Annotated in this window: 18 protein-coding genes; 6 read left to right on the top strand and 12 right to left on the bottom strand. The window is 56.1% G+C overall.

Annotated features, from left to right (window positions below; all coding sequences use genetic code 11):
- Positions 1-61 precede the first annotated feature (61 nt).
- Positions 62-763 (bottom strand): TraB/GumN family protein, encoded by a 702-nt coding sequence (locus tag VMW85_08885; protein ID HUT28144.1) that lies wholly within the window; start codon positions 761-763, stop codon positions 62-64.
- 29 nt (positions 764-792) lie between these two features.
- On the opposite strand from VMW85_08885, the gene VMW85_08880 reads away from it, so the two are divergent.
- Positions 793-1,473, top strand: coding sequence for an HAD-IB family phosphatase (locus VMW85_08880; GenBank protein HUT28143.1), 681 nt, complete (start codon positions 793-795; stop codon positions 1,471-1,473).
- Here the strand turns inward: VMW85_08880 and VMW85_08875 are convergent.
- The 4 genes from VMW85_08875 to VMW85_08860 are packed head-to-tail and all read right to left on the bottom strand — an operon-like array spanning position 1,468 to position 4,214.
- Entirely contained in the window at positions 1,468-2,115 is a 648-nt protein-coding gene (locus tag VMW85_08875) for a protein-L-isoaspartate O-methyltransferase (GenBank protein HUT28142.1), read from the bottom strand. The two genes, VMW85_08880 and VMW85_08875, sit on opposite strands and share 6 nt — an antisense overlap.
- Before the next feature lie 4 nt (positions 2,116-2,119).
- A complete protein-coding gene (locus VMW85_08870; protein ID HUT28141.1) occupies positions 2,120-2,719 on the bottom strand; it encodes an HVO_0476 family zinc finger protein in 600 nt (199 codons plus the stop codon).
- 5 nt (positions 2,720-2,724) lie between these two features.
- Positions 2,725-3,348: an MBL fold metallo-hydrolase gene (locus VMW85_08865; GenBank protein HUT28140.1), complete on the bottom strand. Its 624-nt coding sequence runs from the start codon at positions 3,346-3,348 to the stop codon at positions 2,725-2,727.
- Complete coding sequence (locus VMW85_08860; protein HUT28139.1) at positions 3,315-4,214, bottom strand: rhomboid family intramembrane serine protease; 900 nt, start codon at positions 4,212-4,214, stop codon at positions 3,315-3,317. The genes VMW85_08865 and VMW85_08860 overlap by 34 nt, the downstream gene beginning before the upstream one ends.
- A gap of 71 nt (positions 4,215-4,285) precedes the next feature.
- On the opposite strand from VMW85_08860, the gene VMW85_08855 reads away from it, so the two are divergent.
- Positions 4,286-4,852, top strand: a complete 567-nt coding sequence (locus VMW85_08855; GenBank protein HUT28138.1) for a HemK2/MTQ2 family protein methyltransferase — start codon at positions 4,286-4,288, stop codon at positions 4,850-4,852.
- On the opposite strand, the gene gatE is transcribed toward VMW85_08855, so the two are convergent.
- The 3 genes from gatE to VMW85_08840 all read right to left on the bottom strand — a co-directional run bounded on the left by gatE (position 4,842) and on the right by VMW85_08840 (position 13,852).
- Complete coding sequence (gatE, locus tag VMW85_08850; protein HUT28137.1) at positions 4,842-6,701, bottom strand: Glu-tRNA(Gln) amidotransferase subunit GatE; 1,860 nt, start codon at positions 6,699-6,701, stop codon at positions 4,842-4,844. The genes VMW85_08855 and gatE overlap by 11 nt on opposite strands.
- On the bottom strand, positions 6,701-7,993 hold the full coding sequence (gatD, locus tag VMW85_08845; protein HUT28136.1) for a Glu-tRNA(Gln) amidotransferase subunit GatD: 1,293 nt from the start codon (positions 7,991-7,993) through the stop codon (positions 6,701-6,703). Before gatD ends, gatE begins: the two co-directional genes overlap by 1 nt.
- 93 nt (positions 7,994-8,086) lie before the next feature.
- Positions 8,087-13,852, bottom strand: coding sequence for a right-handed parallel beta-helix repeat-containing protein (locus VMW85_08840; GenBank protein HUT28135.1), 5,766 nt, complete (start codon positions 13,850-13,852; stop codon positions 8,087-8,089).
- 201 nt (positions 13,853-14,053) lie between these two features.
- Here VMW85_08840 and hypB point away from each other — a divergent pair, with 201 nt between their 5' ends.
- Genes hypB through VMW85_08825 form a run of 3 tightly spaced genes read left to right on the top strand, consistent with a single transcriptional unit; the run spans position 14,054 to position 16,745 of the window.
- Positions 14,054-14,725: a hydrogenase nickel incorporation protein HypB gene (gene hypB, locus VMW85_08835; GenBank protein HUT28134.1), complete on the top strand. Its 672-nt coding sequence runs from the start codon at positions 14,054-14,056 to the stop codon at positions 14,723-14,725.
- A 43-nt stretch (positions 14,726-14,768) separates the two neighbouring features.
- Positions 14,769-16,091 (top strand): phosphoribosylamine--glycine ligase, encoded by a 1,323-nt coding sequence (purD, locus tag VMW85_08830; protein HUT28133.1) that lies wholly within the window; start codon positions 14,769-14,771, stop codon positions 16,089-16,091.
- A 36-nt stretch (positions 16,092-16,127) separates the two neighbouring features.
- Complete coding sequence (locus VMW85_08825) at positions 16,128-16,745, top strand: hypothetical protein (protein HUT28132.1); 618 nt, start codon at positions 16,128-16,130, stop codon at positions 16,743-16,745.
- Positions 16,746-16,755: 10 nt separating this feature from the next.
- Here the strand turns inward: VMW85_08825 and VMW85_08820 are convergent, their stop codons facing one another.
- From VMW85_08820 to pyrF, 3 genes are all read right to left on the bottom strand, one after another.
- A complete protein-coding gene (locus VMW85_08820) occupies positions 16,756-17,529 on the bottom strand; it encodes a CARDB domain-containing protein (GenBank protein HUT28131.1) in 774 nt (257 codons plus the stop codon).
- Positions 17,529-24,023, bottom strand: coding sequence for a carboxypeptidase regulatory-like domain-containing protein (locus VMW85_08815; GenBank protein HUT28130.1), 6,495 nt, complete (start codon positions 24,021-24,023; stop codon positions 17,529-17,531). Before VMW85_08815 ends, VMW85_08820 begins: the two co-directional genes overlap by 1 nt.
- Positions 24,024-24,139: 116 nt before the next feature.
- Complete coding sequence (pyrF, locus tag VMW85_08810) at positions 24,140-24,793, bottom strand: orotidine-5'-phosphate decarboxylase (GenBank protein HUT28129.1); 654 nt, start codon at positions 24,791-24,793, stop codon at positions 24,140-24,142.
- A gap of 73 nt (positions 24,794-24,866) precedes the next feature.
- Between pyrF and VMW85_08805 the strand changes: the two genes are divergently transcribed.
- The gene (locus tag VMW85_08805; GenBank protein HUT28128.1) at positions 24,867-25,940 is read left to right on the top strand and encodes a radical SAM protein; all 1,074 of its coding nucleotides are present in this window, start codon (positions 24,867-24,869) and stop codon (positions 25,938-25,940) included.
- Here the strand turns inward: VMW85_08805 and VMW85_08800 are convergent, their stop codons facing one another.
- Positions 25,941-26,369: a NusA-like transcription termination signal-binding factor gene (locus VMW85_08800; GenBank protein ID HUT28127.1), complete on the bottom strand. Its 429-nt coding sequence runs from the start codon at positions 26,367-26,369 to the stop codon at positions 25,941-25,943.
- Between the last annotated feature and the right edge of the window lies 1 nt (position 26,370).

The raw sequence follows: 26,370 nt of genomic DNA, 5'->3' as shown, positions 1-26,370 counted from the left end.
ATATGATAGCAGGACGACCTTCATCGGAAAGGGTATGCTATTCAGGAAAAAAGGATTTCCCTCAGTTCTGAGCCACGAACGAGAAGGAAGCTTCAGCGTTGCTCTTAGGTTGGCTCAATTTCAGGTCCTTCAGGTCCTTGAGCCGGTACACGATCGGATCCCCCTCTGATAGAAGCTGGCGAATGCCTTCCACGTGGCCGTCACCAACCACGGCCAGGATGCCGCCGTGCTCCCCTTCCGCCTTTAGGATCGCTTTGGCCATGTGAACGTTGCGCTCATCGATCAGCACCCTCTTTACCGTGGGGTAGGTCTGGGCCATGACCCCCATGTACTCATCCTCGTTGTGCTGGAACTGCTCAAGTTCTCGCTCCACACGTTTACGGCTCATGAAAAGACCTGCGACGGAGGAGAACATCATCAGCACCTTTTCCTTGAAGCTCATCTGGCGAAGGAGGGAGTTGAACAGTCGTCCGGCCTCCATGTCGATGAAGAGCACCTGCGCCCCGTTGCGTTTGGCGGAATCGATGGCCGCCAGCATCTCTGCCCCCACTTCTCCGCCGAACTGATCGGCCAGGCGCCTTTGCATCAATGCCAGGAATCGATAGGGAAGGGGAACGTCCCCGCGGGGCCTCTTCTCCATCATGGCCCGGTATCGTGCCGGGTCCAGTTCCACACCTACAGCTCCCGGGGCATGATAGCTTACCAGCGCTTCTATCTGCGATGAGACGTCAATGACGTGAGCTACCCCCACCAGCACGATCATGTCCCGCTGATGGGAGCAACCTTCTTATAATGATTCCCTCCTGGCAATTGAAGATGCTCTCCAACGGCCGAAAGTTCGATCTGGTGGCCTTTGATATGGACGGAGTGCTGGTTGACTATCTATCCTCCTGGACATGGGTCCATGACCGTTTCGGCGTCAGCAACGAGGAGTCGGTCATCTCATTCATGGACGGAGAGATAGACGACCTGGAGTTCATGCGCCGAGACATCGCGCTATGGCTCAGGCACCGCCCCGATCTGCGACTCCCTGAGGTGGAGAGGGAACTGTTGAGATTGCCCATCAATCCCGGTATCGGAAAGACCGTGCATGCTTTGCAGGAAAAAGGGGTGAGAACGGTGATCATCAGTGGGGGGCTCGACCTTATCGCCGACAAGCTGGCCAAGGAATATGGGTTCGATGCCCAGTGGTCGAACGGCCTGGCGGCCCACCCCGACGGTCGCCTGACGGGCGAGGGTGTGCTGCGCGTGGAGCTGTGCAATAAAGGAAAGGCTCTGAAGGAGGCACAGGACCTTTTCGGCGTTCAGGCGGAAAGAACTGCCAGCATTGGCAACAGCAGCATCGATGTTTCCATGTTCAAGGGATCGTCGTTGGGCATTGCCTTCAACCCCATCGACGAGGACGTCGTCCGGGGAGCACATCATGTGGTCAGAGGCTCCTGTCTGAGCGCGGTCCTGCCATTCCTACTATGAAGGCCGATGACCTTTCTCCCCGATCAAGGGGACGAACATAACCGAACCCAGGTCCTCGGTGAGCACTTTCTCCCCTTTTTTCACCACTCGCAGCAGGGATTGATACTCCAGGAAACCGACGGGTATGACCATTACGCCTCCGTCCTGCAACTGGTCCAACAACGGCATAGGAACGCGAGGGGCCCCGCAGGTCACACTGATGCGATCATAGGGCGCTTCCAGCGCGTATCCGATAGAACCGTCGCTCACCACGACCATCACGTTCTCATAACCAGCCTCATGAAGTGATCTTTTGGCCTTATCCGCTAGAGAACCGTGCCTTTCCAATGTGATGATGCGACCTTCGCTCCCCACGAGCTCGGCCATGACCGCGGCGTTATATCCAGAACCGGTACCGATCTCCAGAACCTTGTGCCCGTTGATCAGAGCTAGAGACTCGGCCATCATGGCCACCATGTGAGGTGCGGAAATGGTCTGCCCCTCACCGATCGCAAGGGGGGTGTCCCGATAGGCCAATGAACGCATGTCCTCTGAGATGAACAGGTGACGGGGGACCTTGAGCATCGCCTTCTCTACCTCTTGGGATGCGATGATCCCTCGCGCTTTGAGCTGGGCGACCATCTGGACCCTGTCTTCCCTCATGCTATCACGAATTGGTCATCCGCGCCTTCTTCGCATATATCCTAACGATATCCCTGGCCGGAACTGATCCGTGCCGTACCATGCCATCTAGCGCCTTGATGTGCATGATGACCACGTTGTAACGCCCGACGGTCATGAGATCGCCAACGGAGAACTCCTCATCGGGAAGGGCGGTGATCTCAGTGGGAATGGTCTTGTGCACATCGTTGATCGATACCTTGACCCATACCCTGTCAAAGCGCTTGGCCCAGATGGTGGTTATGTCCTTGACCTTGGCCTTGGTCACCCGTGCCCCTCCCTTCTCCAGGGAGGATATGATGATAGGGAGGTCGTCCAGCACCAGCTCGTCCTCCAGACATATTATCTCATCCTCCGGCAGCTCCAGTTGCGCCTTCCTCGACTCCCCTTGGTCGCTGACGATGACCGGAACCATGATCGTCTTGGCCTCTCGGACCACGGCGTTGTGCACCCGCTGACATTGATGGCAGCGCAGGGTACCTTCCAAGGTGTCCCCGTCCTTGCCTAGTCTGCCTTTGAGAACCTCGTGCAGAGTCTCCTCCCCGCAGTCGGGGCATTCCGCGTAGATAGCGTTTGGTATGCTCATTCCTGTCACCTTCCTTCTTTTCTAAACTCCGCCGTCCGGAAGGGCGGTCCGTGTCCGGGCACTATCACATCGGCCATACGTACTAGCTTGGACATGCTTGCCAAGGCTACGTCAGCATCGTAATGCAATCCCGGAGGTACCCACTTCCGCACATTGTCCGCGCTTGGTATGGCGTCCCCGACCAGGGCGTATGTCTCATCTGACCGCACCAATACGCTCATGCCACCTCTGGTGTGCCCAGGAGTGTGTATCAGGCGCACGCCCTCCCATATATCAAAGTCTTCGCTGACGACTTCGAACGATGGCCCAGGCGATTCCAGCTTGTGGGCGTACTTCTTGGCATGTGGGAATATATCAAGGTTCCCGTCGTGATCGTGGTGCAGGTGGGTGAGCACCACCACCTCGATCTGCTCAGGGAAAATGCCCCTGGAGCGTAAAGCGTCCAGCAGGACCGTTCGGTTCTGAGGGCCGCTGACATCCACTAACAGGTGTCGCTCTCCCCGACTTACTAAGGTTGCGGAGGAGCGGGCCTCCAGGATGAGGGGGCCGTCGCGCACGATCATCCCTGGGCAGAGTACATCCACCCTGTTCTCGGTCATCTCACCTTCCTCTCCCATCCGCATGCGCATTTAATACGGTTTCCCTCTAATTCCAGCCGCCCTCCGCATTCTGGACAGGTGGCCTTGCTGGCGAAGTGCTCCATCCATGCCTGGCGTACCTGAGGCTCGCTCTCCTCCTCGATCCGATGCACCATCCCTCTCAGCTCTTCGGTGGTCGCCAGATCTTCGAGCTTCTCCGGCGGTGCTTCCGCAGAGCTCCTTTTACCAGGAAGCATCTGGGCCACGGCCATCCCGGCCACGAAACCGCCGATGTGGGCGAAATAGGCCACTCCGCCGGAGGCGATACCGTCCGGGAGCGTGAATATGGTCAGCAATTGAATTCCGAACCATGCGCCCACTGACAGCCACACCGGCACCCGGGGCAGGAAGATGGGGCCGAGGAACATGGGTATCTCGTCCTTGGGGTAAAGGAGAAGGATCGCCCCCATGGCCCCGGAGATGGCCCCCGAAGCCCCCAGCATGAGGATCCCGGAATCGAAACCTTGGACCGAGGACTCCAGGACCAACGCCATGAGGCCAGGGATGAAATAGCAAGCGGCAAAGGCCTTGCGGCCCACCCTCTCTTCCAATGGCACTCCGATCAAGAACAGGAAGAGCATGTTGAACAGAATGTGCAGCAGCCCCGCGTGAACGAACATCTGGGTGAAGATCGTATAAAGATTTTCGAGTTCACCGAAATAGATGGGTCTGAAGCCCAGTTCCTCCTGCACCGGTGAGAGCAGGTAGGACGGCTGCCCCCAGGCGGAAATGACGGTAAGCATGAAGACCGCCAGATTGATCAGCACCAGTGAATGTGCCAGTGGATACTTCCTACGGTAGCATAGCGCCAACCCTAAGAAGATCGTGCCTATGCTTATCTGGCTGAGCAGGTCCACCTGCCACCGATGGACCGGGGTATTTTAAACTCTTCGGGAAAGATTATTATCCCCTGCTGTTTTGAACGTACATGCTTCGTGACCCCGCGATACACCTGGAGGTAGGACCTCAGGTGTACGCTCCTGCGGAGGACAGCTTTCTAATGCTCTCCGCCCTCAATATGAGGGGGGACGAGCGGGCGCTGGAGATGGGGTGCGGAAGCGGGTTCCTATCACTACACATGGCCAAGGTCGGTGCCAGTGTCCTAGCGGTGGACATTGACCCTCAAGCGCTGAGCGACACCAAGAAGAACGCCGAGCTCAACGGACTTGCGATCGAGACGACGCTCAGCGATCTGTTCCATGACGTGGAAGGAACGTTCGACCTCATCGTGTTCAACCCCCCATACCTAAGAGGTTCCGTCGAGAGCCAAGAGGACCTTTGCTGGGCGGGCGGAGAGAAAGGAACGGAGGTAACCACCCGTTTCCTGAACGGTGCCAAGGACCATCTGAAGACCGGCGGGAGGGTGCTTATATTGATCTCTAGCGACGTTGATCAGGATGCCTTGGGGGCCGCCCTGAAGGAATGGAAGCGCCGTGACCTTGCATCTAAGAGCTTGTTCTTTGAGGAATTGAAGGTGCTGGAGCTCACCCTTTGAGGAACGCCTCTACTCTCTTTTTCAGCAGGTCGGCGGCCTCCTTGCCGTCGATCTTACCTCTCAGTTCATTCATGGCCACGCCCATCAGCGGTCCTACTGCGCCCGTTCCCTTTTCCCTTACGAAATCGGCCCTTTGCCCGATCAGTTCATCGATGATCTTCGAAGCCTCGTCCTGGTCCATAGCCTCCAGACCCAGGGATGATACTGCTTGGTCGACGCTCGCCCCTTTCACCATCTCCCTGAACACCGCCGGGAGCGCCTCCTTGGTGAATCGCCCGGAGGTTAGGGCGGAGAACGCCTCCTTGATCTTGACATCGTCGAGCGAACCGGGGTCCACTCCCTCATTCTGCATCTCAGGATAAGTGCTCAAGAAGGTGCGGGCCGCCACGGCCACCAGGGATGCGTCTTTGCATATATCCTCGAAAAGCTCGTCATGCCCCTCCCGCACCAATTGGCGGGACTGCTGCTCATTGATGCCGTAATCCCGAACCAAACGCAGTGTACGGGCCTCCGGCAGCTCCGGCAGGTTCTCCTTGATGCGAAGCAGGCGGTCTTGTTCTATCAGTATCGGTCTGACGTCCGTCTCCGGGTACATGCGCCCGGCGCCCGGCAGTGGACGGCTGTACAGAGAGGTGCCGTCCGGAAGCGGGTCCCGGGTCTCCTCCGGCACACCTGTCAAGGCCTGATTGGCCCTAGATAAAGCGGCCAGCAGCGCCGGTTCCGCCCTGTCGGCCTGATCGGCGCACAGCGCGAAAGCGTCCATATCCCCGAGCCCCAGGAACTTCCTGATGGAGACGACCTCCTCGGAGGTGATGCCATAGGCCGGAAGCTCGTCGGAATGGAATATCCCGGCGACCCCGCGGGAACGGGCGTGCTGGGCCATCTCCGATCCCAACCGCAATCGTCCGTCAGCGCTGCGCAGGGTCCCGACGAACGAAGGCAGGGAGGCGCAAAAGACCTTCCCCCCTTTGGAGAGCGCGGAATGAATGACCTTGGACCTGCTACCCTGGAGCAGTGCGGATATGTCCTTGGCCTCGATGGGGACCGGAGAGGCGGAACGCTTCTCCAGTATCTGCTTGATTTCGATGAGGGAGCGCTGCCTTTCCATCTCGTTCCTCACGTATGTCGGCAGCAGGCTGAGGTCCTGAGCACCCTTGATCTCGACCCTGGCCCCTCCAGGTATGGAGACGTTCAGGTCCTCGCGGATGGTTCCCAGCCCCCGCTTCACCTTGCGCGTGGAGCGCAGGATGGACCCCAGACGCTGTGCCACCTCCTTGACCTCTTCGGGGTCATGCATGTCCGGAGCGGTGGCGATCTCGATGAGAGGGATCCCCAAACGGTCCAGGCGGTAGGTGACCTGCCGGTCCTTGGTCTCCACCTTCCGCGCAGCGTCCTCTTCCAGGCAAACGGAGAGGATCCCGATGCTATGGCCGTTGACCTCAAGGGCGCCATCCACCGCGACCAATGCCGTGCGCTGGAAACCGCTGGTGTTGGAACCGTCGATCACGATCTTACGCATGAAATGGACCTCGTCCATCACTTTTGAATCGAGCATCGCCGAAACGATCAGCACGGTCTGCATGGCCTCTTCATCGGCGTCGTGCGGGGGCTCCTCGTCCTTCTCGACCAGGCAGGAAACGGCAGAGGGTGCCTGGTAAGCGAAATGCATGCGGCGTTCCGCTTGAGCTAGGACTGCCCGGTCCACCTCGCCCATCTCGCTCTGGGTGGGACGGAGCCTTCTGAAGAAGAGCGCCCCCTCCTCGTCCACCAATTGAGAGCGGCAGGAACAGAACAGCTTGCAGGTGTCTAATTGCTGGTGTATCTCGATCCCGATGGTCACCTCGAACATTAGAGCTCCCTCCTCTTGGCGATCTCGCCCCTAAGGTTCTCGCTCATCATCCTTTCCACTTGTTCCAGGCGGTCCGTCCTTCCCAGGACCCACATGAGCTTGAGCAGGGCCGTTTCCGGTAGCATGTCCTCACCAGATATCACGCCAGCGGAGAGCAGGTCTCGACCGGTATCGTAGACGTTGAGGTTCACCCTCCCTCCCAAGCACTGCGAGGTCATGACCACTGGCTTGCCCTGGGAGACCAGTTCCTTGATCACCTGCACGATCTCCTTAGATACGTGCCCCAGACCGGTGCCGGCGACGACCAGACCTTTCTGGTCCTGCATCACCCTACGCACCATCTCCGGGCCCATGCCAGGATAGAATTGCAGCAGCGCCACGTTCTTCTCCATGCGTACGTCAGGGGATACCTTGACCGAGCTCTTGACCTGGCATTCACCGAGCATCTCCAGTTCCCCTTTTAGGTCCATGCGGGCGACGGGCCCTTCATTGATGCTCTGAAAAGCGTCTCGGCGGCTGGTGTGCATCTTGCGCACCTTCGTTCCACGGTGAACGTGGACGTAGGAATCCGAGGTCTCTCCGTGCATGAGGACGAACACCTCGGCCGCCTGGGCCTTGATGCAGAAACGGGCGGCGGAAAGCAGGTTGATGTAGGAATCGGATGAAGGTCGGTCGGAAGAGCGCTGCGCCCCCACCAGAACAACGGACCGCGGGATATCGCCTAGCATGAGCGACAGGGCGGCGGAGGTGAACCCCAATGTATCCGTTCCGTGCGGTACGATCACTCCCTCAACGCCATCGTTGAGCTCGTCGGCGATAGCGGTAGCCAACGACTGCCATGTCTCCACGTTCATGTTCTCGCTGAATATGGAGAACACCACCTTGGAGCGCATACGGCATATCTCGGAAAGCTCTGGTACGGTGGCCACGAGGTCCTCGGCCTTCAACGCGGGATGCACCGCGCCGGTGCGATAATCAACATAGCTGGCTATGGTCCCGCCGGTGCCTAGGAAAGAAATTGTCGGCAAGGAACTGTCCTCTTTAGCGGACCTGCGCTTCAACGGGCGCTCCCGAGCCTTCGATACCAAGGCCAGTTCAGAACGTTCGTCCACCTTGATCCCGACATTATAACCGCTCTTCAGTTTGATGATGATGACATCGGGGTGGCTGAACTCGTGGTGGGGCATAAGTATGCCCGCATACTCCATCCCCTCCGCCTTTAAGAGGACCGTATCTCCCTCGGAAGCCTGACTGCTGGCCAATAGTTGACGGGCACGTTCGGAATAAGACATTAAGCTCGGTCGGGAATGGAACTCCCTCTTTAACAAAGTATCTTAAAAATGAAAAATAAGGAAAAGGTTTGGAACGAAAGGGTTTGACGGCCTTTACTTCCGGCGCCTCATGATCACGACCGCGGCCACGATCAGCAGGATGATGACCAGTACACCGATCACCGCTAGGATCGCTCCCATGTCGCTTTCCTTCTCGCCTGTGATGGTGACATCCATGTAGGACTCGTTAAGAGTCAAGTCCATGGTCTTGTTGCCAGACTCGAAGTAGGCGGTTATGGTGTAGGGGTTGAAGCCATCGTCCCTGCCTTCGTAAGTCCAGGCGTACTGGCTCAGCAGCACCCGAATCTTACCCTCGGCGTCGGTAACACCCTCGAACACGATCTCGCCCTTGGCGTTCTTTATGACGATCGTGACGTTGGCGACCGGTTCACCCTTATCCTCGGCGTGCACGGTTAGCCAGGTACCTTCATTCAGGCTGTGAGAGTTCTCGACCTTGAACGTATCGTAGGAGGTGGCGATGTTGTATACATCGGAATCACCGAACACGAAGTAATCGAAGTCGCCTGCCATTAGCGTGGCGCCCTCGATCCAGGCCTGGGAGTTCTCCAGCACTATTGCGTCATCCAGCACCTCGATGGTAGATCCATCGACCCACAGGGTAGAACCGCTGGCGTAGATACCGTTCAGGACGTAGATGTTCACCGAGTAGTTGACCGTCGCGTTATCGCTGACATGCGGTACTAGGAGCTCCTGCATGACGATGTCGTCAGCGAAGTGTATCTCGCTGCCCACCGCATACAGGGCGTAGTTCAACATGCCGTAGGTGTTGCCACTGGTCTTCACGACAGAGTTCTCGGCCCAGATACCGTTGTGTCCCTTCACCCAGGAGGTTAGATCCCAGATGTCCAGGTCGCTTATGCCCAGGATCGATTCCAGCATTGCTAGGGGTTCGTCCGAGGTCACTTCGGCCGCTTCACTGGCACTGGTGCCCATGAAGTGTCCGAGGAGAGGCGCGTAGTTCGCCAGTACCTGGAACAGGTCGGTGTATCCGATCTCATTGTCCTCGATGCTCACGTCGCAGTTGCGCAGCAGTATCTCGATCTTGTTGGCCAGGAACACGTTGTCGTGTATCATTCCGGTGGCGTTCTCAGCCAATATGCCGCTCTTGAGGTTGAGCAGGAAGATGTTGTCGTAGATACCGCCCATGTCCGTATCCCGAGCATATATACCCTGGTTGTTCAAGGCAATGATGTTGCTGACGATGCTCGGCGAGGCTCCCTCACCTTCAACCAGTATACCATATATTCCGTATGGGCTGAAGAGCAGGTTGTCGGCGATGACCGGCGAGCAACCGTCCACATGTATTCCGGTATGACCGTAGTACATGATCGCGCTGCCCCTGATCTCGGCTGCGGAAGTCGGACCCAGGTATATATCGAACCCGTCGAACAGACAGACGTTGGCCCAGAAGGTACCGTATACCTCCAAGTTACCCCAGCCGTAAAGGTCAGAGTTGCTCATGAAGAGCAGGCCACCTTCGTCCACGAGAATGCCGTAGACATAGAAGTCGTCGACATCCTCGACCATCATGGTACCGCCTTCCATTATCTCGATCTGACCTTCGAAGTCCACATCGTTGCGTGCCACCACGCAGTTGGCGTCGATATACCAGATGACATAGGAATCGTAGGTGTCAACCCCGTAATCCCCGTTGCCGCTGAACTCGTTGTTGTACAGGACGACGTAACAGTCTTCGATGTCCAGACCTTCGTAGGCGTTGTCAGCGAAGGTGTTGTTGCCGATGATTATGTCCCCACAATCATAGACATACATACCATCTCCACCATCCGTTACCAGGTTGGACTCGATCCAGCACATGTACCCATCTTCCAGATAGATACCGGTACCGCAACCAGTGATCTGGTTGTTGCTGATGGTCAGGTTGTAGACATCCTCCGAGTCGATGCCGTAGTAGGCATTTGTGATGATATTGCCATCGACCACTACGTTATCCGAATCGTCGATCTCCACACCCGTTCCCCAGCTGTACATGGGACCCCCTTCAGTTTCAATGCAGGTTATGGTGTTGCCCACGATCTGCAGGGCGGAGTCCCTTTCCGCTCCCCAAACATCTATACCAGTTTCCTCGAAGGTTATCAGGTTGTTTTGAACCAGTAACTGGTAAGGATGATCGAGCTCCAGACCACGGTAGGTGGTTATGGTGTTGTCAGATATCTCACCGTTGGCGTAATCCCACTCTATGCCGCGCCAGGCGTCATCGATGACATTGTTGGTCATCGTCATGTTGCCACCGAAGGCTTGGATGGCTACATCGGTGTTGTTGATGTAGTTGTTCTCCACGATGTAGTTTACATCGATAGACCAGATGAACTCGTCATCCAGGCTGGGCATCATTTCGGCCATTCCCATCAGGTTCAAACCGACCTCGTAACCGCTGATCTGGTTGCCGGATATCAGCACATTGAAGCTGAGGTCCATACCATAGATCCCATCGGCCATCACCATTTCATCGGGCCCGACATATACACCGGTGTACTCCCAATCATCATCCTCTACGATGAGGGGGCCGCCATAGACAGTGTTCATGACGTTGTTCTCGATGTTTATATCGGCGTTCAACTCGACGTAGCCATTGGTGTACTCCATATGGTCTAAGATGCAGGCAATGCCGCCATCACCGCTGGTGATGGTATTGTCAGATAGGTCGATGCTGATGCTTTGCACTAGAGTGCAATCAGGAGAGTCGATCTCGATCCAATAGTACATTGCGATGCCGAAGTCGGGTTCGCCGGTGATCTGGTTGCCAGAGGCGGACCATACCACATCAGCTAGCACGTTGGGTGCATCGGTTGGAATGGCCCAGTGGCCATACATTTCGACAGCGTCCCAAAGTTCGATGGCGTAATCAGCGTAGTAGTCAGTATCGATGATGTTGTCATCGATGGCCAGCTCTACGTTCACTTCCATGTCACCGGTCTTTTGCACTTCATATCCGTGCCAGACACCGATGCATCTGAAATCCCCATATTCCTGAGTTATATTGTTGCCGCTTACCGAGACCGCACCGTTGACCAGCACATTGGCCTCAGTGAAGAGGGTGTCATAACTTACATCGGCCCAATAGTCGATCTCAACGTAGATGATGCTGTTCCATGGATTTTCACCATCCATGCTGGTTACGACGTTGTCGTCCGCGGTCAGCAGGTAATTGATCACCATGTTGCCCACGGCCACCTCGTCATAGTATGGCCAGTAATAATCACTAAACTCAACTCCGGCATCGAAGAACGCCTCGATACCGTAATGGACGTTGAGCAGTTGGTTCTGGTCCATGTGCGCTGTCAGGTTGATGTTCCAGTCGCCGACACAGTTGTATTGGTCGTATTCGACATCCAAATAGATGCCTTCGTACGATCCGTCCACCAGATTATCGACCACTGAGATGTAGATCTCAGCGTTCATGTCTAGTGCCATCTCATCATCATTGTTTGAGGCACCCCACTCCACATCTATGCCATAATAGGACCAGCCATATATCTGGTTGTTTTCGATAACCAGGCTGGTGTCGGAGTCGACCGTTCCAAGATTCGCTTCGATCCAACCACCTACGTATAGGCTATCCCAGGAGTCGAAGGTGATGATGTTGTCGGTGATGGTCATCACGCACGTGCTGGAAACATCGCCCATGTAGTTGTAGACATAGTTTTGAGCTGATATTCCCGCATCATCAAAGTATACAGGAGCCTCGATCTCGTTACCGGTTATGGTCACGGTGTGATCGATGGTCATGCTGGTGGCGTTGATGTCCTCGTAATCATCCACTTCCAAAAAGGCCCACATCATCCAGGGTGAATAACCCATAAATGGCATATCAAAGGGAGAACTGCCCTCGAACCTCTCCTGGGTCATTACGTTTCCGGTGAAGGTCTGCTCCACCGTCACGTTCCAGTTGACCTGATCGTAGCTATCGATAGAAACGCCACAACCCAACCCATAGGCGTCGGTCATGATGTTGTCCTGGAAGTTGGCCACGACGCTCAAGGTGTCGTTCACCAGCTCATCGCGGTCATCGCTCTCGACATATACGAAAGCATAGACGCCGAACATCGTCTTGGTGAAAACGTTTCCGATCACCTCGAAGGAGTCCGACCCGCCGACGGAGCTATAGGTTCTGAAGAACACCGCGTAGCTCCATATGTGATCGAAGGTGTTGTTCACCAGGATAGCGTCAGTGGTGCCGTTGTATGTCTCGGTCAAAATTATTGACTCAAAGGAGCTATACATCTTGCTGACCGAGTTCTCCGTTGCCTCGAAGGTCATGTCGCCATCGTATGCGTAAACCCAAACTCCACCCAAAGCATAGCTTGTGATGGTGTTTCCGCTTAGGACGACGTTGATATCGCCCACATCGGCCGTCACAAATATAGCCAAAGCATCGGACAAGGCGTTAGGAGTGAACAGATAACTTGTGTAATCTGCGTCCCAGCAGGAGATGCCCAGCATATCGGTGAGATCATAGTCGAAATCCCAGGTCCACAGTCCCCAATTGTCGGAGTCGTCTCCATCCATTGTGGCGAAGTTGATCTGGAACTCCCCGGTGGCGAACAGCTTCACCTGGAAGGCGTTGCTGCAATCATTTTCTGAATCGGTCGCAAACCAGTTGAAGAGCGCGGAGGAGTTGTCATCGGCGATTATGTAGCCGAAGAATTGATCCCCATGGTAGCTCAGATCGGCATTTCCGACCGTATTTATGCGCTGCCCCATGTTGAAGTCCAGCCAGCCATCCTCACTGAATAGCACGCTGGTGTATTCATAGCCCTCATAACTGAAGGCGAAGGGAAGGTCGATCCAGTATGATCCCGAGGTATATGTATCGTCCCAGGAGTGCTGTCCATACAGCTCGAACTCATAGTCGATCTCCTCGACGATGTATACTACTACATAATTGGCGGAACTGCCATCGAAGACGCTGTCGACGATCTCGACGTCGATATCGCCTTCATTGGATTCGAATATGTAGGCGTTCCATTCCTGTCCGAGGAACTCGGAGCCGTTCACTAGGGCGCTGCCACCGTTCTCAGCGTAGGCGTATATGCCTACGAAGCCGCCGGTGAAGCTGCAGTCCATCACGCTCAGGTCGAGCGTTCTGAGATCGTCGGTCATGGAACCGACCCCTATGGTGGCACCATATCCGGTCGCGGTGATGTCAAGGTTCTGCAGGGTCAGGTCCAGGCTTCCGTTGCCATTTTGGACATAGACTCCGGTGCTGGCACCGTCGACCGTCAGGTCGCTCATGGCCAGGGTCCAGTCGCCCTCGATCAGATCATAGAACACGCCGTAGGTCCCATCGCCCTGTATCATAACATTGGAGAAGGGGACGGTCGCGTTCTGGAAGTAAAGCCCAATCGTGGCGTTGATTATGGTCAGGTATTCCACGGAACCGGTGGCGTCCTCAAGGAAGAGCACACCGCTCCATAGGTACGACCCGGCCGTCGCGTTAGAATCAAAAACGACCGGCAGGGCCGCAGAGCCCTGCACTATCAGCCCGCCTTCCACTGTCAGGGAGGCGCCAGGCTCGAAAATAACAGTGACGTTCTCCTGAATCGTCAATGTGGCGTTCGCAGCGACGGTGATAGGCACCGTCACATTATACATGCTTCCGGACGTCCAGGTCGTATCAGTAGTGATATCGGCCGAGACATCGGTGGCACTGGCTTGTCCCGCGCTCAAGAACAAGAGCAGGACCAGGGCAAATGCCAGTATCCCTAGATACAAGGCAGCCCTTTTGGCCAAGCCAGTTTTCGAATTGATGCTTTGCACATTATCTGGATTATTCATTAGAATCCCCCTTGCAGGCCCCATCCCTTTTTTTGGAACCTATCGCTGATTGAGCAAACATATTTGCGTGACATTACTTAAAAGTTATTCGATAAAATGACCTGAAAAACCTCTATCCATAGTATAAAAAAGTAAGAAGATGGATGAATTCGTCGGATGCGTTTTGGCCGGAACGGAAGCTTTGAGGGAAAGTTATTAACTATGGAGGTAAAATCCGCTTCCGTGCACAAGATCACCCACATCAGCATGGAAACGGACGTGCTGGCCGAAAACAAGCATCTGGCCGAGCATAATCTACAGAAGCTCAGAGGGTCCAGCATCAGGTCGATGGACGTCATGGGCACCACGGGCGCCGGAAAGACCGCTCTCATCATCAAGCTGTCCAAGTTGCTCATGGACAGGGGGTTGAGAGTGGCGGTCATCGCCGGAGACGTCGCTGGCCAGGACGATTACGATCGATTTCACGCGGCCGGGGTCAAGGCCTTCAACCTCAACACCGGAAAGGAGTGCCACCTGGACGCCAATCTATTAGACCACGCCTTGGACGATATCGACCTCATGGGGATCGATTTTCTGTTCATCGAGAACGTGGGAAACCTGGTCTGCCCGGCCGATTTCCCGTTGGGAACGGACCTGCGATTGGTGGTCATATCTGTCACCGAAGGGGACGACATGGTGCGAAAGCACCCCATGATATTCCAAGAGGCGGATATCGCGGTCCTCAACAAGCTGGATATCGCCGCTTATATGGAGATCGACGTTGATAGGGTGAGAGCGGACTACCGCAAACTGAGCGGAGGAAAGGACCTCCACACGGTGAGCGTTCGCACCGGGGAAGGATTGAACGAACTGGTAAGTAAAATTCTTGGCTGATCGCCAATTGATTTATTAGCGTCCCCGCTCATCCACGACACGCATGAAGACCAAGGTGCTGGTGGTGGGCGGCGGTGGACGGGAACACGCCATCGTCGAAGCCCTGATCAGAGATGGAGCGGCGGTCTATTCGGCCATGAAGAACATGAACCCGGGGATCGCCCGGGCGGCCCTAGGCGTCAAGCTCTTGAACGAGACGGACGTGCCTAAGGTCACGGAGTTCGCACTGACCAGTGGTATAGAGCTGGCGGTCATCGGACCCGAGGCACCGTTGGAAGCAGGATTGGCCGACGAACTGATCAGGAAGGGCATCGGTTGCGTTGGACCTACCCAGGCAGCGGCCAGGCTGGAGACGTCCAAGCGATTTTCACGAAGACTATTGAAAAAGTATGGCGTCCCGGGGAACGTGGAGTTCGGCACCTTTCAGGACCTGGACTCGGCAAAGGTCTTCGTTGACGATTTTCCCGGTGAGCTGGTGGTCAAACCCGAGGGCCTTACTGGCGGTAAAGGGGTCAAGGTCGAAGGGGAGCATCTCATGGGAAAGGAGGAGGTGCTCCGCTATGTCAAGGAGGTCCTGGACCACAAGATCGGCGGGGCCGGGGTGGTGCTCGAGGAACGCCTGGTGGGAGAGGAGTTCACTTTACAGGGTTTTTGCGATGGAAAGAACGTCAGAGGGATGCCTTTGGTGCAGGACCACAAACGGGCGTATGAAGGGGATGTGGGGCCTAACACCGGCGGGATGGGGTCGTACACCGATGCCGATCATCTGTTGCCGTTCGTCAGGCAGCAGGACCGTGAGGCGGCGGAGGAGATCATGCAAAGGACAATCGCAGCCATGAGGGAGAACGGTTCCCCTTACAGAGGGGTGCTCTATGGTCAGTTCATGCTTACGAAGGACGGTCCCAAGGTCATTGAGTTCAACGCCCGGTTCGGTGATCCAGAAGCGATGAACGTTCTATCGTTGTTGCCGGAGGGACTGCTTGATGTCTGTCAAGGCGTGGCCGATGGAAGGTTGAGCTCCAACGTCCCATTTCTGCCCAAAGCGACGGTTTGCAAGTACGTTGTGCCGGCAGGCTATGGGACCGATCCCAAGGCGGGACGACCGGTGGTTGTGGACGAGAACGCCATAGCTAAGGCCGGCGCCCGACTGTATTATGCCGCGGTGGACGAGAAGGATGGTACCATATACACCACCTCCTCCCGTTCATTGGGAGTGGTGGGCGTGGCTGACACCATCGAGGAGGCGGAGGCGGTCTGCGAAGCGGGGCTGACCCACATCCGCGGGGATGTGTTCGTGCGTCATGATATCGGAAAAAGTGAGCTGGTCCGCAAGCGGGTGGAGCACATGCGTCAGGTCCGGGGCTGAGCAACCTTTTCATATACCCAGGCCCAATCTCCTTACATGCAGAACTTGGGGCGGATCGCCCAGCGCATACAGGACTCCCTGGAAGAGAAGGATACTGTAAGGGAGATAGCCATCAAGTCATCCCGGGCCATCATTCGCATGTCCAGCGGGGTGGTGCACGGAATGCATAAGGGACAGAACGGTGAAATGCTTTTAGCGGAGGCCATAGACGAGTCCCACAAGCTCAAGAGCGTCCTGTCGGAACATGTGGACCTCTGGCATTCTGGCATCGTTCAAGACGCCCTGCAGGAGGTGGCCGAAGCGGCCATCCTCACCTCGATAGTCAATGGGCAGGAGCTGCCTGACCCGGAGCAACTGGGAATGCCCGGCACTGCCTATCTCATGGGAATGGCCGACACCATCGGCGAGCTGAGAAGGTTTTCCCTGGAAGCACTTCGCCGCGGTGAAACGACCGCTGCGGAGAAGTATCTGGACATCATGGAGGAACTGTTCTTGGTCATCATGCGATTCGACTACCCCGACGCCCTCGTATCCATTAGGCGTAAGCAGGACATAGCCCGCTCGGTGCTGGAGAAGACCCGGGGCGACGTATCCATTGCCGTTTCCGGAGAAAGACTGAGAGAACGGTTGTCCAATCTAGAAAAGAGATTGTGATAAAAGGTTTTCAGCGTCTTCTCTTGGTCTTCGGGTTCGGGCGCCGCCAGACCATGAAGGTCACGAATCCCAGGAGAATGACCAATACCCAGAGCAATGAGTTGACCCCCCCGTACCCTGACATTTTGTAATATATGGTGGTCTCGTACACTGCGGAACCGCCTTCAAAGGTCACTATCTGGTTATTGGGGTCCAGCAACATCCTCACCTTGTGCTCCCCGGATTTAAGGTCCAGGGCCGTCCAATTGTAAAGGAAGGCATAGGACCCGCCGGCCTCCAGGCTCAGGCTGGTGTTGTAGAACTGCACCCACCCGCCGTCCTGGTAGATCTGCAGTACCAAGGGCACGTCGGTGACGCTGACGTTGCCGGTGTTCCTAATGGTGGCCGAAAGCACTACCGGCTCAACGACCAGCACCTTGTATTCTATGCTGGTTGTGACGGTCTCCACGGTATTGGCAGAGGTGCAGTTGATCGTGATGGTCAACGTCTGTGGGACCTCTGGTGCGGTCAGATTGATCGAGACCACCCCGGATGTGATGGGCCCCCCGCTGTTGGGCAGAAGGAATGAATTGTAGGTGTTCTCGCCATTCAGCTCCGCCTTCCACGAATAATTGCCATCGCCCGCCTCGGCCGGTCCACCGACCATGGTCAGTACGTAATGAGCGTTCGCTCCTACTGTAACCGTCATCGGACCGTCCAAATGGGCGTACAGCGGAGAGGTCGCGGTATCGGCCTGGACCAAGGGCATGGCCCCTATGAACAGGCAAGCGACCAGTATGATCATCAGCGCTTTCTTCGTGATAACACCCCCTTCTGTATACTGAGGACCAGGAGCACGGCCATTAGGGCGAGCGTTACGCCCAGCAGGATGATGGTGTCATCACCTATCTTCGGCGTGCTATCGGATATGCCGTCACCGGTGATCGATAGGCCCCCGGTGCCAAGTCCCACGAACTCCGGGGTCATGTCCAGGGTCGTCTGTACCGCCGCATCGTTCTCCGACACTGCTACGATCTGTACGCTTACCGTCGGACTCGGATTCTCCCTTATTGGCACAAGGGACACCCGGACATCGACCCTGTCAGAGGCGGCTACCGTCAAGGAGAGGGAATCGCTCAAGGCGGTCCCGTTCACCAGTTTGACCTCCCAGCCCAGGTCCCTCAGGGCTTCCTGGTCGCCGATGGTCACGGTATACGTGTCCTCTATATTGCCAAGGTTGCTGAGCGGCACCTCGAACAGGTAATCGCTACCGTCCGTCTGCAATGCCCCCACATATTCTAGGCCAACGGAACGGAAAGGAAGTATATCGGCATCCAGGCTCACCGAGCTAGTGGCCGAGGAGTTGGAGATGGATGTCGCTTTCACGATCACTGCAGTGTGCGTCACCATGATGGTGCTGGACGGGGTCACCTCCACGGTCACGAGCTGGCTGGCGCCGGTGCCATAGTCCAGGGATATCTCGGACTGCGAGAACACCACTGCCCAGCCGGTGCCAGTAGCCGTCAACTTGAAGGTGTCGGCCACATTTCCCAGATTGACCAGCCTTATGGTGTATATGGCTGTCTCACCGGCACTGAGGGTGGCCTTCTGGTTAGTATCCCAGGTCACTTCCACCGCATAGGACAATTGCTTGTCCATGACGATCCCCTTTGACGTTACTTCTGTAAGGGTGACGTTCTCATAGCCAGTGTATGTTACCAATACCCCAGACTCCAATAGCTGGGTTTCAGCCGAAAGGAGATAGGTCCTTGGTGGCAGATACACTTCGTAGATACCGTCCGCGTTGCTGTTGAAGCTGTACACCTCGTTGCCGGTAACGGTCATCTTGGAATCCACACCAACATCGTTGGCGAATGTCACTCCAGACAGGCGTAAGGACCCGACCAGCTCCACATCGTATTCGAACGTCCCCGGTTCAGCGATCATTAAGGTGCCGAGGAAGGCCTTGGTGTTGTCCATGCTGAGAGCGTAGACGCTGTAATTGCCAGGGGCGAGTTGTACCGAGTAGTCGCCGAAGGGCGCATCCACGGACAGGTCCATGGCCGTCTCTGATAAGGCCTGGAACTGTATAGACGAGGATATGAGCGTTTCAGAACTGAGCACCTGCCCCATGATGGTGGCATTGTCCAGTGTCCTGGTGGTCAAGATCGCCACGTTCATCAGGGAGGATGCCATCGTAAAGCTGGTCTCCCCGGTGTAGCGCACATACCTATCCACAAGATCGACCTTGGCCACGGTGCGATGGTCCACGGAGGCTGTGTATGTACCAGGGGAAAGATATACGGTGGCCAGTCCGGCCGCGGAGGAGGTCACGTTATAATACGCGCCCCCTGACATTATGGATATGTTAACGTTGCTGGTGACGGCGCCGTCAAGGTTCGCACGTAGCACCACCTGGTCTGCTGTGGCAGCCGCCACGTCCAAGGTCGTCGGTCCGCTTATGGTGACCGAGGACAGATCGGCCGAGTGTTGGGTGGAATTGTCCACCTTGACGTACAGGGAGTAGTCGCCTTCCTGCAGGTATACGGAATAGGTGGTAACAGCCGATACAGCGGTCCTTTCTGGACCGTCGAACACCATAGTGACCGTACCGCTGGGGCTCACGGTCCCAGTGACCAGGACCCTCTCCACGACCTCAACTTCGAGTGAGGTGGGATCGTGGCCTATGTCAATGGTCAACTCCATGGATTCGAGCGATTGGTACTTCACCGATGTATTACCCGGAATGACGTTCTGATCAACTTTGATCAGGTAATCGCCGGGAACGAGGCTCAACGAGAAACTGCCATCGGCCGTGGTCTCCGCTGTCCTGCTAGAAGCTGAACCGCTATCGGCAGTGAAGGAGACGATGACGCCCGAAATGGCCATGGATATCCTCCCACTGACCTGCCTCTCTGTGGCCAGCATTTTCAGGTCCGAGGTGACGCTGGTGTCGAACGAGGCGAAGTTCTTGGACAGAAGGTCATAACCGGCCTTGATGGCGGTTAGGGTATAGCTCCTTCCAGCCACCAGTCCGAATGTGTATTGGCCAGTGGAATCGGTGGCCACCGTTACCTTACGGCCGTCCTGGTCCGCAATGCTAACCAGCACGCCGCTCAACCTCTCGCCTGAGGATATGACCCCGTCGCCGTTGGCGTCGTACCAGGCTGTGCCGGTCATCTTGACCGAGGATAGCATGTTGAAGGTGGACGACACGGAAGCGTCCAGGTAGATATCCTCCCAATAGGAGCGAGATTCGTCGTACATGTAGACGAAGTACAGGTCCGCCGGCAGAACGGCCCTGAAGCCGCCGTCGGTATTGGTCACGGCATTGAACACCGCACCAGTGGTTCTGGATTCCATACGTATCGTCGCTCCGGGCGCGCCGCTTCCACCGGACTGCACATTGCCTTCCAGTATCACGGCCTCGCCAGTCTGCAAGTTCAGGACCATGCTATCGGTGGCCAGGACCTTGGATAGGTAGACGACCTCTTGCCCGTTCACAGTGGCCGTGGCATACACGGACACGTTGCCTTTGGGCATTACAACGGAGTATCGGCCGCGGGAGTCGCTGCGCACCCACACCACACCATAGTCTCCGGAGAGACCGATCATGGCGTTGGACACCGCATTCCCATCATAACTGACCAGGCCAGATATGCGCATTGACTGGTACAGTACGAGGTCTAGGTTCCGGGCATCTCCCTCGGACAATAGCAGTTCGGAATTCTCAAGGACAGTGCCATCGGGCGTCTGGATAGTATAATTGCCGGGTAGCAGCCCCTGGAACGAATAGGCGCCTGATGCGTCCGTAGTGGTCTCTATGACCGTTCCGCTGGTCTGATCGAGCAAGGATATTTCAACCCCGTTGGCGGCGTTGCCGTCCTCAAGGAGGACGGAACCGGTCACGCTGGCGGGTGTATAGGCGAAGTCAGCTACGATCGGGGTCCCGATCTTGACACTGACCTCCTTCTCACCGAACACGTGTCCCTGATACTCCACCCACATGGTCCCGTTCATTGGAGATACACCTATGATCTCGTAGCCATCCGCGGTGGATACCACTTCGGCTCGGTAGCCCGATGTCCCGTTCTCGAACACCACTGTGGCGCCGATCAGGGCCTCATCTGCCGTGGAGAACTTGCCGTTCTCGTCCAGGTCCAAGTACACCTGACCCTCGATGGAGCCGCCGGTAATGATGACGTCCAGATCTATCATGTAATCTAGCTGGCCATCCTTATTTACATCGTCCGGGACCCGCATGGCCTGGTCGTAGGTGATGTTCAGAGTCGTGGAGTATAGCTCGGTACCTACCTGCAGGCGCAGGTCCAGGTCGCCGTAGGAGAACACCACTGTGACATCACCGAAGGGAGCGATCAGGCTGTAGTGCCCATCGGCGTCGGTCTGGACCGTCTGATGCGGTATTCCGTACTCGTCCAGCACAGTGACCCACAAGTTGGCCATGGGCCTTCCGGAGTCGGAAACGGCGGTACCCTCGATGATCGCACCATCGTAGTACTGCAGGAAGACCACTCCCTGATATAGGCTGGATGAGGAAAGGTCGATCGTCCCGATGACCTCACCAGTGCTGATCTTGCCGTACAGCTCGATGCCCTCATCATATGAGATGGCCCTCCAGGAATCGGAGTGGTTGGCCACTTCCGTACTGGGGTAGGGGTTGTAGTAGGCGGTACGGTAGACCATGCGGAAGTTGCTCATGTTCCAGGCCTGCATAGATGGCAGGTTGGACAGGCTGCCGGAGACGCCCGGTATGCCCTGTTCGGTAGCTCCCACGTCGCTGGGTCCATATCCCATGAAGACGCGGTAAAGCATGGTGTCGTAGAACGCCTCGGTGTAGACGATCTCGTAATCGACTATCTGATCGCTCGAGGTCACCTCGTCCAGTGGGATCTGGAGACCGTAGCTGTCGATGGCGTATATCTGGTAATAATCGTAGGGAGTGTTGGTGTTTTCGTCAACACGCTGGTCGGACAGCTTTGCGGGAGCGTAGAAGATGTTGTAGGATGTAGCGGAGAAGGGGAACAGCCGGCTGTCCACTGAGATATAGCCGATGTCGTTCCCGGTGATGCTCCTTACCTCGTTGTACAGAGAGACCAGCTGGCCCTTGTCAAGCTTGGACAGCTCCGCCTTGGCCGCGGCGTATTTGGCGTTCCCCGCACTGAGATCCGATTCGTAATAACCATAGATCTCCGGGTTATCCAGGACCATCTTCACGTAGGAAGCGGGGCTGGTCATGATATCCTTTATTTTGGCTACGTCCACCCCGTAGGTTTCCATCGAGGACAGTATACCAGCATAGGCCGGATTGCTACTGTCGGTGATGTCCTTCTCCACGCAACGCACGATGAGCAGAGCGATGGCGCCCTCCTCGGTCTGGGTCATGAGGAAGCTACCAGCGAACTGATAGCCGTTCTGGAAGTTGTCGGCCACCGACGGGTGGTCACCTTCCTGCATGGCCTCGAAACCATAGTCCCACCATGAAAGGAAGGCCGGACGGTTTACTGGAGATGGTGTCTCGGTGTCTTGCATGGAGAACCATTTCCAGGCCGAAGGCCAATATTCGTCAGGCAATGACATACCGTAGCTGAATGCCCCCAGGTACCAGTAGGTGCCGTTCTCGACATCATAGTCCCCGGGCCTCATGAAGCCGGGCATGGCCAAGTATATCTGGCGATCGTAATCCTGCTTTGTATCGGTCGGTATTCCCGCGTCCAGGGCGTACCAGGTGTTGGGCACCAATATCATCATCACGACGAAAAGCGCGCCGATGATGTGCCGTAGCTTGACCGAATGCCGTATCATCTTCACCATTCCGCCGTGGTCGGAGCGCATGTTGCGCACCATCTCGTCGAACTTGAGGTGTGAGATGATCATTCCCAATACCCAACCCGCCGAGACGGCAAATGCCGGGGAGGCGTTGAACACGAACCTGGCCGCCGAGGAGGCCATGTAGATGGATACGCCCACCCAGACCACTACGAAGATGAAGTAGGGGCTGACGTTCTTGGGAATCTTATAGACTGCCCAACCCACGCCTATCAGCGCTAGCCAGAAGGTGACCATACCGAATGACATGGCCAAACTGGAGAATCCCGGGGCCTGCGCCTCGGAGATCGTATCGTAAAGCTTGCTCTTGACCAGGTAGCCTTGTCCGGATATGATCGATTCGAAGAAGGCTGGAGAAAATACCGATAGCAAGGCCAGGGTCGCCAGGGCCAGGACGGTGAACACCGGTAGTACGAGTGTCCAGGGATAGTCGCGAGTGACCACGAACATGAGACCCAGGACCACTCCGCCCACGAAAAGGAATAGCGGAATGTCGAACCATGTCTTCCAGATGCCCATCATGGTATAGACCGGGGCCATGAGCATGAAGGCTACCCCTAAGAAGACGAGGATGGAGAACAACACGCCCATTGAATCAGAGTTCCGGAAGCGGTCCACCAGGAGCTGTACCAGGAAGTAGACCAGGACGATGATCATGATGTATGGGAAACCTGTCCAGATCAATCCCACTGCCGCCACGCAGAGACCGCCTAATGCAGCGTAGATCAAAGATACTTGGTTGGTACCGAAGTACTTCTTGATCCCGACCGGTATGGTCTTGCGGTCCTTCCAGCTGGATACCCAGTTCGAGCCGCTTACCGTCTGAAGTGAACGAAGCAGGAAATAGAAGGCGAACACCACGAAGAAGAGCACTATGGCGTCGTGGTCCGCGTTGGACAGGACGCTGCGCTCTATGTGACCCGCCATGATGGCGAATATGAAGCCACCCAATATTCCGGCCTTTTTACCGAAGGCCGCCTTGCCCAGCATGTAAACTGGAATGACCGTCAGCGCACCCCAGATCGCGGTGGAGAACACTAACGACATGCCCACTGCGTCTGCTATAGCGGCGCCGGTCACGGCGCTAGCGAACATCCCGAACACAGCCACTGACCAGTCATACAGCGGAGGTCGGGGGTTCATCATCCCGTTGGGATAGTTCAGCATCTCATCGAACAGTAGGTGGTCCCCAGTTGACACCACGTGATCGATGACCCTTTGGTGATAGTAAGAGTCGGAACCTCCCGATAATAGGAAGCCGTTCTCCACCGACGTGGAGTATCCGAAGTAGCTCCTGACGAACAATGCCAGGAACACCAACATTACTATTAACAGCGCCGTCTGCCAATTTCTTCCGATCCAAGAATCCGATAGGTTCCGGGAGAAATTAAACAACGAAGTAGAACGCTGCTTATCAGTAGGGCGACTGGACCCCCCCTGTTTCGTAGCCATCAATAAATCTCCTCTGGGGTAATTATCAACTGATATCAGACCCCGTATAAAAACGTTGGTTCCTTCCAGATTATAAAAAAAGGTGTCTGGCAGTGAACGCAATTGGTGATAATTCGTCACCTCTGTGGGAAGGCACTTTTTATCTCTCTTACAACCTGCAACGCAGCTTCTCGAGGGTTTTCCGCCCCGTATATGCTCCGACCGACGATGACATAGTCTGCCCCCTTTTCGAGGGTGATCGAGGCACTTCCCCCTTGTGCCCCTACACCCGGGGATAATATGAGCAGATCCCCTACTATCCTGCGTAACGCCGCCACCCTCTCCGGCCTTGTGGCCGGGGCGATGATACCTGAAGCATGGCAATCCACTGCCATCCTGGCCAGAGACTCCGCGGCCGAGGCGGTGTACTCAGTGCCTCCGGGATGGCTCATCTCGGTGACAACGAATATCTTACGGTCCTCCGCGGCCTGCACAGCTGCCTTGACAGAGTCACTGCCTGTGAAACCATGGACGATGACCCCTTCAGCGCCACGCTTGATCGCCTGGCTGACGATCAGGGATACGGTGTTCGGTATATCCGCCACCTTGAAATCGCAGATGACCGGTGCGAGTTTGGAAAGCTCGGTAATGATCTCCGGAGATGTCGACAGTACCAGCGGCCAATTGATCTTTATGGCGTCCACTAGATCAGCTACCTGGCCCGCCACCCATAATGCTCGCTCGCCCCGCACTTCGTCCAGCGCCAGAATGACCCTGCTTTCCTTCCTCATGTTCCCTTTCTCCGAAGGGGAAAGGCGAATATAGGATTTGGCATGGATAAGCGTTAAGTCTGCCCGTGATGGTATGGTGATCATGCGTACCATCCCCATGGAATCGTCATCGTTCTACACCAGGCGCCTACCCCGCGGTTGCCGGCTTTGCCGTAAGGGAACTAAGATGGTCCTGCTGGTGACCGGAAAGTGCGCGATGTCCTGCTACTATTGTCCTCTGTCCGAGAAAAAGAAGAACCGGGATGTGGTGTACGCCAACGAACGTCTTGTGGAGAAGGACGAAGATGTTTTAGAGGAAGCGATGGCCATAGGTGCTAGGGGCACTGGCATCACTGGGGGCGACCCATTGGCGGTCATTGACAGGACGGTTCATTATATCAAAATGCTCAAAGAGCGTTTCGGTAGCCAGCATCACATTCATCTGTACACCTCCACTATCGATCGGGATAAATTTCTCAGATTGCAGGAGAGCGGCCTCGATGAGCTGCGTTTACATCCCCCTGTGGATAACTGGGGCCATTTGGACGAGCTAGGGATCGCTGAAAGCCTGGAAGGACTGACCATCGATGTTGGGTTCGAGGTGCCTGCGATCCCCGGAGAGAGGGAGGGATTGTTAGCGCTATGTCGTTACGCTTCCGAGCACGATCTAGGCTTCGTTAACCTTAACGAGCTGGAAATATCGGAGACCAATTCCCAGGCGTTGTTGGGAAGGGGATTGACCATACGTTCTGACACCTCCAGCGCTATCCAGGACAGTGAGGGCCTAGCCCGGGAGGTCGTGAACACAATGGGGGCAGACGTTGCCATTCACTTCTGCTCATCGAGCTTCAAGGACCGGGTGCAGCTGCGGGAAAGGCTGAAAAGGAGGGCCAAGCGCGTGGCCCGTCCCATGGACCTGGTGACCCGCGAGGGAATGATCCTGCTTGGCATAGTGGAGGCAGATGACCCGGTGTGGGCCATGCGTTTGCTGGAAAAGGAATACGAAGTACCTCTGGAGCTAATGTTCTTGGATGAGAAAAGGAAAAGGTTAGAGGTGGCCTCCTGGGTGTTGGAGGACCTGGCTTCCCGACTTCCCTTACAGTGCTACCTGGTGGAGGAGTACCCCACCGCGGACCGCCTGGAAGTGGAACGGGAGCCTTTGAACTGATCAGGCCACAGATATGCTTTGGACGTTGTGGTGCCGGTTGACCAGGTCCCGGGCTATCTTCAAGTTCTTACCGTTCTTGCCGATAGCACGTCCCTTGACCGCGGGATCGACCGTGACCGTGGCGTGCACGATGGTGCCGCGGGTCTCGATCTCCACCTTCTCCGGCCCGTAATTGTAGAAGACGTTCTTGATGAACGTCTCGGGGTCGTCGGAGAACTCCACCACTTGGATGTTCTTGCCGGTGGTGTTCTTCAGCATGATCACGTTCTCCCCGCCCTTGCCCACCGCTCGGTTGGCCTGGCCCGGGTCGACAACGTATACCAGCTTGTCCTCGGTCTCCATGCAATCGCGGACCCTGGCCTTGGTCACCTTCTCGAAAAGGGCGATATAGCGCAGGGTCTCCTCAGTGAAAGTTATCTCAGTGGTCATG

This window comes from Methanomassiliicoccales archaeon (assembly GCA_035527755.1).
In the GTDB taxonomy this organism is placed as follows: Archaea; Thermoplasmatota; Thermoplasmata; order Methanomassiliicoccales; family UBA472; genus UBA472.
This window is presented reverse-complemented; position numbering and strand designations above follow the sequence as displayed.

Excerpts from the sequence above, each read along its gene's own strand:
- VMW85_08885 (HUT28144.1), bottom strand. The coding sequence starts at position 763 with ATGATCGTGCTGGTGGGGGTAGCTCACGTCATTGACGTCTCATCGCAG.
- VMW85_08880 (HUT28143.1), top strand. The coding sequence starts at position 793 with ATGATTCCCTCCTGGCAATTGAAGATGCTCTCCAACGGCCGAAAGTTC.
- VMW85_08875 (HUT28142.1), bottom strand. The coding sequence starts at position 2,115 with ATGAGGGAAGACAGGGTCCAGATGGTCGCCCAGCTCAAAGCGCGAGGG.
- VMW85_08870 (HUT28141.1), bottom strand. The coding sequence starts at position 2,719 with ATGAGCATACCAAACGCTATCTACGCGGAATGCCCCGACTGCGGGGAG.
- VMW85_08865 (HUT28140.1), bottom strand. The coding sequence starts at position 3,348 with ATGCGCATGCGGATGGGAGAGGAAGGTGAGATGACCGAGAACAGGGTG.
- VMW85_08855 (HUT28138.1), top strand. The coding sequence starts at position 4,286 with ATGCTTCGTGACCCCGCGATACACCTGGAGGTAGGACCTCAGGTGTAC.
- gatE (HUT28137.1), bottom strand. The coding sequence starts at position 6,701 with ATGTTCGAGGTGACCATCGGGATCGAGATACACCAGCAATTAGACACC.
- gatD (HUT28136.1), bottom strand. The coding sequence starts at position 7,993 with ATGTCTTATTCCGAACGTGCCCGTCAACTATTGGCCAGCAGTCAGGCT.
- VMW85_08840 (HUT28135.1), bottom strand. The coding sequence starts at position 13,852 with ATGAATAATCCAGATAATGTGCAAAGCATCAATTCGAAAACTGGCTTG.
- hypB (HUT28134.1), top strand. The coding sequence starts at position 14,054 with ATGGAGGTAAAATCCGCTTCCGTGCACAAGATCACCCACATCAGCATG.
- purD (HUT28133.1), top strand. The coding sequence starts at position 14,769 with ATGAAGACCAAGGTGCTGGTGGTGGGCGGCGGTGGACGGGAACACGCC.
- VMW85_08825 (HUT28132.1), top strand. The coding sequence starts at position 16,128 with ATGCAGAACTTGGGGCGGATCGCCCAGCGCATACAGGACTCCCTGGAA.
- VMW85_08820 (HUT28131.1), bottom strand. The coding sequence starts at position 17,529 with ATGATCATACTGGTCGCTTGCCTGTTCATAGGGGCCATGCCCTTGGTC.
- VMW85_08815 (HUT28130.1), bottom strand. The coding sequence starts at position 24,023 with ATGGCTACGAAACAGGGGGGGTCCAGTCGCCCTACTGATAAGCAGCGT.
- pyrF (HUT28129.1), bottom strand. The coding sequence starts at position 24,793 with ATGAGGAAGGAAAGCAGGGTCATTCTGGCGCTGGACGAAGTGCGGGGC.
- VMW85_08805 (HUT28128.1), top strand. The coding sequence starts at position 24,867 with ATGGTGATCATGCGTACCATCCCCATGGAATCGTCATCGTTCTACACC.
- VMW85_08800 (HUT28127.1), bottom strand. The coding sequence starts at position 26,369 with ATGACCACTGAGATAACTTTCACTGAGGAGACCCTGCGCTATATCGCC.